At 53.2% G+C, this 7,407-nt stretch carries 6 protein-coding genes; 5 read left to right on the top strand and 1 reads right to left on the bottom strand.

Features of this window, described 5'->3' with window-relative positions; all coding sequences use genetic code 11:
- The 5 genes from P1U71_RS03010 to P1U71_RS02990 all read left to right on the top strand — a co-directional run.
- Nucleotides 1–708 (top strand): MsnO8 family LLM class oxidoreductase (locus P1U71_RS03010; RefSeq protein ID WP_301104070.1); only part of this gene is annotated, 708 nt, incomplete at its 5' end.
- A gap of 307 nt (nt 709–1,015) precedes the next feature.
- On the top strand, nt 1,016–2,185 hold the full coding sequence (locus P1U71_RS03005) for an extracellular solute-binding protein (RefSeq protein ID WP_301104069.1): 1,170 nt from the start codon (nt 1,016–1,018) through the stop codon (nt 2,183–2,185).
- Nucleotides 2,186–2,296: 111 nt separating this feature from the next.
- Nucleotides 2,297–3,409: an ABC transporter ATP-binding protein gene (locus tag P1U71_RS03000; protein ID WP_301104068.1), complete on the top strand. Its 1,113-nt coding sequence runs from the start codon at nt 2,297–2,299 to the stop codon at nt 3,407–3,409.
- Between the two features lie 9 nt (nt 3,410–3,418).
- On the top strand, nt 3,419–4,348 hold the full coding sequence (locus P1U71_RS02995) for an ABC transporter permease (protein ID WP_301104067.1): 930 nt from the start codon (nt 3,419–3,421) through the stop codon (nt 4,346–4,348).
- Nucleotides 4,345–5,634, top strand: coding sequence for an ABC transporter permease (locus tag P1U71_RS02990; protein WP_301104066.1), 1,290 nt, complete (start codon nt 4,345–4,347; stop codon nt 5,632–5,634). The genes P1U71_RS02995 and P1U71_RS02990 overlap by 4 nt, the downstream gene beginning before the upstream one ends.
- A gap of 5 nt (nt 5,635–5,639) precedes the next feature.
- Here P1U71_RS02990 and P1U71_RS02985 read toward each other — a convergent pair whose 3' ends face one another.
- Complete coding sequence (locus P1U71_RS02985) at nt 5,640–7,205, bottom strand: bifunctional aminoglycoside phosphotransferase/ATP-binding protein (RefSeq protein WP_301104065.1); 1,566 nt, start codon at nt 7,203–7,205, stop codon at nt 5,640–5,642.
- Nucleotides 7,206–7,407: the final 202 nt, after the last annotated feature.

Here is a 7,407-nt window from a genome sequence, read left to right as displayed (position 1 = left end):
TCTCTCTACCCGGACCGAATTGATCTCGGGCTTGGGCGAGCTCCCGGAACGGATGGACTGACCGCGCAGGCGCTTCGGCGCACAATGAACGCCAATGTAGACAGCTTTCCCCGGGACGTGTTGGAACTGCAACAGTATTTCGCCGATCCGGAACCGGGCCAGAAGATTCAGGCGGTGCCGGGCGCGGGACTAAACGTTCCGCTCTGGATTCTGGGGTCCAGCCTATATGGCGCAGAACTCGCGGCGCATTTCGGGTTGCCATATGCATTCGCCTCTCATTTTGCGCCGACGGACCTGCGGCAAGCCCTTCATATTTACCGGCAGAATTTCAAACCATCCGCGCAGCTTGATAAGCCCTATGTCATGGTCGCCATGAACCTGCAGGCCGCCGATACCCGCAAGGCAGCGGAATTTATCGCGACATCTCTGATGCAGGGCGTTCTGGGCCTCGCGCGGGGGATGCCGATCCGGTTGCCTGCGCCGATTGAAGGCTTTGCCGATCAGCTTGGGCTTCAGGAAACAGCGGCCATCTCGCGCTTCATGACCTATACGGCACTTGGCGATGCACAGGATGTGTCAAAACGACTACAGGAATTTAAAGCGGAAACGGATGCAGATGAAATTATCCTGACGGCGCAGATTTTTGACCATCAGGCGCGCCTGCGGGCCTTCGAAATCGCGGCGGAAGCAATGGCAACACTCATCTAGTCAATGAGAAGGTCAGGGTTTTCTGCGCCTCCCCTGATTTTGCTGCGGGACGCGAATAGCGCCCCGATTGCATAATGTTTATTGAATTTAAAGCATTGAAATTCTTCTAATAAATCTAATTTTTTGCAATGCAAAATAAATTTCGTCTCGGGCGACAAATATACTTTTAAATACTGTGTTTTCGGTTATCATGACATCTGGAAAAGCCGATTGCACGATCCATGCTGCAGTCCATTTGTAATAAAAGCGTCGCTAAACCCGTTCATTTACTAAAGATCTCGAAGCTACAAAATCAAGGGAGTATAGAATGACCGTTAAATCTCAAAAACCCACTCAGACAGATGGAAAATCGGCAACAACAGTCAGCCGCCGGAATGTCTTGAAAACAGCGACAGCTGTCGGCGCCTTTACCGTTGCCGGACCCGCGATTGTCAAAAATGCGTTTTCCTCTTCCGGGGAAATTAACATCCTGATGTGGTCGGATTACCTGCCGGAACCCTTCATTGCGGACTTTGCAAAAGAAACGGGTATCAAAATCAATTACACGGGCATTGGCTCGAATGAGGAAATCATCAACAAGATGAAGGCGAACAAGGGTCAGGGCTTTGACATTGTATCGCCGACAAATAACCAGGGGCTGGAGTGGGGGCCGCTTGAACTCCTGCAGCCTTGGGACATGAGCCGTGTTCCGGTCGATAAAGTCAATCCGACGATGGCTGCCATCGGCACCAAAGACTGGGACTTTGAAGGAAAGGGGTCTCACTGGCTTCCTCACATCTGGGGAACGGAAGGCGTTGCCTGGCGGACTGATAAATGGACGCCGGCCGGCACCGCGCCGAGCTATGGGGATGTCTGGGCTGAAGAGAACGCCGGCAAGACCATGGGACGCCCGCATTCCATGATGCTGTGCGCGGGCTTGTATATGGAAACGACCGGTGAGCTTAATCCGGGCGATATGTGGAAAGCGTATGAATCTGAAGAGACCATGCGGCCGATCTGGGAAAAGGTGACGGATTGGTGCATTGCCCGAAAAAACAATATCAAGCTGCTTTGGAACGATGCAGACACACAGAAAAATGGCTTGCTGAACGAAGGTGTCGTCGTCGGCCAGACGTGGGATGGTCCACCAATGTCACTTAAGACCGCTGGCGATCCGGTTATGTATCAGGCGCCGGTTGAAGGGGCGATGGCCTGGGTTGACGGCATGTCGCTGCCGATCGGGGCGAAGAATATGGATCAGGTCTACGAATTCATTAAATTCTCCTACGACGCCAAGAATGCCGGTAAGGCGATTGATTCCCACGGCTATAACTCGCCTGTCCTTGGGGCGGATCAATTTGCGGGCGATGCCTATAAGAAGAACTTTGCGGATGCCTATCCGGGCGACTCGCTTAGCAATCTGAACCCGTGGCCACCACAGGCCCCTTGGTATGCCGCTGTGCGTACCGAATATGTGAACAAGTTCAAGAGCTCTTAAGTCTTGAATAAACATGCCGGGTCCGCAGTTGCGGGTCCGGCACAATTCCCGCTTATTTTCTTTGGATCGAGGGGGTTTCGATGAAAAAGGGTATTAATTGGGGAATGATCCATGACCAAAGGCGTTGATGTCGATCTGGAAAATGTCTGGATCAGGTTTGGTGATTTCGTTGCTGTTCGTGAAGCTAATGTGAATATAAAGGGCGGGGAGTTCTTCTCTTTCCTTGGGCCGTCCGGCTGCGGCAAGACGACGATCCTGCGTTCGGTATCGGGTTTTCTGGAACCAAGTGAGGGCAATGTCAGGATTGGCGGCCGGGATATGGCCGGGATCGGACCGAACAAGCGGCCTACGGCCCTTATTTTCCAAAATCTCGCCCTCTTTCCCCTGATGAAAATTTGGGAAAATATTACTTTCTCCATGGAGGTGAAGGGCGCCAGCAAGGCCGAACGGCGCAAGCGGGCCGACGAGCTTCTTGATATGATCGCCCTGCCGGATCAGGGAGAAAAGCTCCCCTCCGAACTGTCCGGGGGGCAGAAACAGCGTGTTGCCATTGCCAGAGCGCTTTGCGCGGAGCCGGATGTTCTCTTGCTCGATGAGCCGCTTTCCGCGCTGGATTTAAAACTCCGCCAGCATATGCGCACAGAACTCCGTGAAATTCAGCAGCGCGTTGGTATCACCTTCATCTATATCACGCATGATCAGGGCGAGGCACTGACGATGTCCGATAATGTGGCCGTCATGCGGGCAGGGATCATCGATCAGATCGGATCCGGCCATACGGTTTATAATGATCCGGCGACGCCCTTTGTGGCCTCCTTCGTTGGGGAGAATAATGTTTTTCGGGGCAAGGTAAAATCCATCGATGGAGATATGGCTCTTGTCAGCACCAATCGGACAGGTGAGTTGTTGGCGCGCATTGCGACGACGGTGCAAGGCAGCTTGAAAGTTGGCGATCCGGCGATGATGTTCGTTCGACCGGAGGCGCTCAATATCGCCCCGGATATCTCGTCAGCGCCGAACCGTTTTGCGGCCATGGTCAAGCATGAGGAATTCGAGGGGCAGATTTATAATGTCTTCCTTGAAGGTTCTGAGGGCAAGGAGATCAAGATGTCCCTCGTGAACATAGGTAAGGAGCGGCAATCGGCGGAAGGTATGAACCTGACACTTGAATATGTGCCAGAGCAGGCGATCGTGTTGCCCGCTGGCGAGCTTGCCAGCGAATAGGGGCGCGTGATGAATGTAGGGCAGCTGTTCAAAGATTTCTTCGCTAAAAACGGTATCGGCCTTGGAACTTTTCTTCTCGTGGCGGTCTTGTTTTGGGTTGTTATCCTGATTGTCCTGCCGCAGTTGTCCATGCTCGATTTTTCCTTCCGGCATCATCTGCCACCGCCGGAAATGGGGGGACCGAAAGACACCTATACGATTGAGCATTATAAATATCTGGTCCTCGGCGCGCCGGGTGCGGATACGTCTTACAACGTTGTTGATCTCGGTGTCTTTGGCCGGACATTGCTTGCCGCCCTTTTCGTGACGATTCTTGATCTCCTGCTTTGTTATCCGCTTGCCTACTACCTCGGCCAGTCACGGGGCGGTGGGGCCATCCGCATCTTGGTGCTGCTGCTGATTATTCCTTACTGGATTAATGAGATCCTGCGCGCTTTCGCCTTTCGGATTATCTTTGGCGAGAGCGGCCTGATTAACGAAATGATGCTGGCTATGGGATTGATCAGCAATCCCGTCGACTTTATCAGAGCAAATGTGGCGCTCTATGCGGGGCTTGGGTACGCCTATATCCTGCTCATGATCTTCCCGATATATAATGTGATCGAAAGCCTTGATCGCAACCAGATCGAGGCGGCGCGCGACATGGGCGCACCTTGGTGGCGTATTCATTGGCGAATCGTTATCCCTTATGCCAAGCCGGGGATTTCATCGGGCTGCACGATGGTGTTTATGCTTTCGGCAGGCGCGCTGGCTGCCCCCCAAATTCTGGGCGGTCCCTCCAGTCTCTGGTTTACGCAGATTATCTATCAGTGGTTTAACACAGGCGGAAACTGGCCACGCGGTGCGGCCTTTGCCATCGTCCTGCTTGTCACTTGTATTATCATCGTGCTCAGCATGATGCGGCTGTTTAAGGTGAAGATAGGAGATATTGGTAAATGAAGACCAACAATATTCTCCTCAAATTCATTCTTGCCGCCTATCTCGTCGTCTTTTTTGGATATTTGCTGGGCCCGCTCGTCGTTATGAGCATTACCGCCTTCAATTCCCCGTCTTTCCCGAAACTGACGCCCTGGGAATGCCTGACCTTCGAATGGTTCGACGTTCTCGCCCATGATGAGCGGATATTGAACGGCATCGAGAATAGCCTCATTATCGGCATTGGCACCGTTATTCTCTCCGTGATCATGGGGCTTGCCGGCGCCCTGATGCTAACGCAGATCTGGCCGAAACTGAGGGCGACATACTATACTATCGTTATTGCGCCGATCCTTATCCCGGGGGTGGTGCTCGGTATTTCCACCCTCGTGTTTTGGGACCGGATCAGCATCATGCTCGGCATGAGTAGCGGGGGCATTCTGCATAACGGTATCTTCCTCACTATTCTGGGCCAGTCGACTTTTATCGCGTCATATTGCATGCTCGTCTTTATCGCCCGGCTGCAGCGCTTCGATACGGGCCTGACGGAGGCGGCGCTTGATCTTGGGGCAACGCAGGTGCAGGCCTTCCGAAAGATTTTGCTGCCCTTTATGAAGCCCGCCATAGGTTCGGCGGCGGTCCTCGCTTTTTTGGCGTCGTTTGAGAACTACAATACGACAACCTTCACTTTTGGTAAGTTTCCAACCCTGACCATTGAGCTTGCGCAGAAGGTCAGATATGGGATTAACCCGTCCATTTCCGCGCTTGCCTTTATCATTATCGTGCTGACTATTCTCGGTGCGCTCGCCCACGAAATTTACCGCCGACGGCAGCAACTTGCGCTCGCCAATGGCGCGCCGGTCGCGGCGGTCTCAGGCGGATTTCAGCTACCGAAGATTTTTCGCGGCAATCCGGCTGCAATTATACTCGTACTTTTGACGCTCGGCGGGGCCTCAACCCTCTGGTTCGCCCAGAGCTACAGCCCGGATGTCTGCAAAATGGATGTACGCGAGCAAAAGCGCCTTATCCAGGAAGAGCGGATCAAGGCCATTCGAGAAAAGCGCCAGCTCGAACTACAGCAGAAACAGCACCAGGGTCCGGATGTGTTCGGGGGCAGCAAGTCAGCCGCACCAGCCACACAAAGCCCGGGAAAAGGGGCTTTTGGCAATGTGTTTGATCCGGGCAATCTCGATAAGAGCGGGCCAGGCGCGGTAAAACCTCAGGAACCAACCAAGAGCCCCGGCAAAGGGGCATTTGGAGATGTTTTTGCGCCACAAAATCTCGATAAAGCGGCCCCGAAGGAAGACTAGGAAGGTTAATCGATATCCGAGATTTCGGGTATGTTGAGCACCTGCCGGAGGCTGTCGGCCGCGGTCCCGCCTGCATTGATCCGATGCCATGTCAGACCGGAAACACCGCGTTCTATCTGTTGGTGCACGACCGCTGGTGTCGCATCGGAGGCATCGCCCTTTCGGGCCTCAACCCGCGCTGAAATTACTTTTTCGTCTGCCTCAAGCCAGATACCAATAAAAGGAACGCCCAGCTCTTTGGCGAGAGATTCAAAATCCTCTCTTTCCCTCTCCTTGGAGAAGACGGCATCAACAATGATCCGCTGCCTGGCTTTCAGGCCAATCCGGGCTTTGCGCAGCAGTTTGGCATAAACCTGATCGCTCACTTCCTGCGTATAGCTAGATGGGGCCAGCCGTTCCGTCTCGGGCACATTAAAGAGCGCTTTTCGCTCAAGATCCGTGCGGAAATGCAGGAACCCCGGTGCCTGTTCCAGCGTGCCTGCAAGCAATGAGGCAAGGGTGGTTTTCCCTGTACCCGAGAATCCGCCAATTGCCACCAGCGCGGGCTTTTTTGGAGATAGATACTGCATGGCGGTGGAAAAATATTCCTTCGCCGTTGTCCGTTCCTCATCCGCTACCCCGCCGGAGAGCTGCTGTGCGTGATCATTTGCGACCATGGCCCGTATTCCGGCGCGGATTGCAAGGAAGAGTGGCATGGCTTTCATGCCGTATATATCCTCCAGCGCGCGGGACAGATAAAGATATCGGTTCAGCAGTTGGTTTGCGCTTGGGCTCATGTGCCGCTGGTCAAGATCCATGAGAAGGAAGGCAAGATCATAGAGGGTATCAATCGTTGCCAGTTCCTCGTCAAACTCCAACGCGTCAAAAAGAACGGGCTTTTCATCCATCAGGACAATATTACGAAGATGCAGGTCGCCATGGCAGCGGCGGATAAATCCCCGGCGTCCCCGAAGGCGCAGGCAATAATGGGCATGAGATAAATGTTCCTCTGCCATTGATGCGAACTGCGTGGCTTCCCCCTTCGGGAATATTTCTGGTGACTTGCGAAAGCTATCCTTTAGCTCATCTATCAATAGCTGAATCCGCCCGGGACCATCCGACGCTCTCTCAGCGGGCGCGTGCTGGTGGTAATCAAAAACCGCCTTCGCCAGCCTCTCGATCAGTGCTTTTTCTGTTACCTTGTCGTGCGGGAGTTGATCCAGCATCATCTCCTGATCAAATCGTCTCATCTTGACGGCCCATTCGACAATTTGCCCGGATCCGTCGAGCATCAGGCAGCCATCCGCCTCCTTCGTGATAGTGACAAGACCGAGATAGATTTCCGGGGCGGTGGGCTGATTAATGGCTATTTCTCGTTCGCAAAAATGCCGCCGCTTTGCAAGCGTGGAGAAATCCATATAGGGAAATTTGATCGCTTTCTTTATTTTATAGGCCATGTCACCCGCAAGAAAGACCATTGCGCCATGGGTTTCATGTATATCGACGGTATCTGGTTTGGCTGGATAGCTCTCCGGGTTTTGAAGAAACGCGATAACCTCTCGCTGCGATATGTTCTGAGCTTTCTCGTTCATTCTCACGTTTATATCCCAGTGAGCTTTCAAATAGATGACGGGAATATGGATGTGCTGGCTTTTGCTCCCGCATTTCCTTGACTGCGGCTTTCGTACTTTAGTTTGTACGCAAACCATTTGAAAAGGTTCGCACTTTACTTCCGCTCTGTCGAGAGAGTTTTCACGGGCCAGAATGGGTAGGCGGGCCACCATTGGCAAATTT

Source organism: Sneathiella sp. (assembly GCF_029233945.1).
Lineage (GTDB): Bacteria > Pseudomonadota > Alphaproteobacteria > Sneathiellales > Sneathiellaceae > Sneathiella.
Note: the sequence above shows the minus strand (reverse complement) of the source record. Positions and strands in the feature narration are given on the sequence as shown.